This is a genomic window from Chlorobaculum sp. 24CR, assembly GCF_004118635.1.
Classification (GTDB): domain Bacteria; phylum Bacteroidota; class Chlorobiia; order Chlorobiales; family Chlorobiaceae; genus Chlorobaculum.
Genome location: NZ_SDGU01000102.1, coordinates 1 through 522, shown reverse-complemented (window position 1 = coordinate 522; position 522 = coordinate 1). Strand labels below are relative to the sequence as shown.

Genomic DNA, 522 nt, shown 5'->3' with positions numbered 1-522 from the left:
TAGTTGCCAAGCGTACCGTTGATGGCAATCGCGGTTGCGGTGTTGATCGACTCAAACACAGCGCCGCCAATATTGGCACCAACACCAGAACCAACATCACCAGATACTGTGATAGCACCAACAGTTAAGCCATCAGTACCAGCACTTGCGGCGCCAAGAGCCGCAGCACTCAAGCCGACGACTGGCGTCACAACAGTGGCAAGCGTCGGGAACGAAGACTGCTGAGTTGCGGTGGCGGTGGCAATTGCCAGATCGCCTTTCACGGCGTAAGCAGGCGCAGTAGCCGTCGCTACAGCAGCAAGGATATCACCGGTAGTCACGTCCACGGTCGTGCTCAAGTCAGGAGAGAACGTCATCTGATCGTTATCCTGATAGCTCATCGCAGCATTCATAATCATGCTCGTAACATCGGTGCTGGCGGGTACAGTACCACCATTATATGTACCACCGTTACCGGCGAAAGAGGTTCCGCTGAATCCAAGTGTCGCAACGGCTACGAGCGATGTGATGATTGTCTTTTTC

The 522-nt window shown here is 54.0% G+C and carries 1 protein-coding gene; it reads right to left on the bottom strand.

What is annotated here, in order from left to right; all coding sequences use genetic code 11:
* On the bottom strand, positions 1 to 398 hold a 398-nt coding region (locus tag EST62_RS12830; protein WP_209019452.1), incomplete at its 3' end, for a hypothetical protein.
* Positions 399 to 522 lie beyond the last annotated feature (124 nt).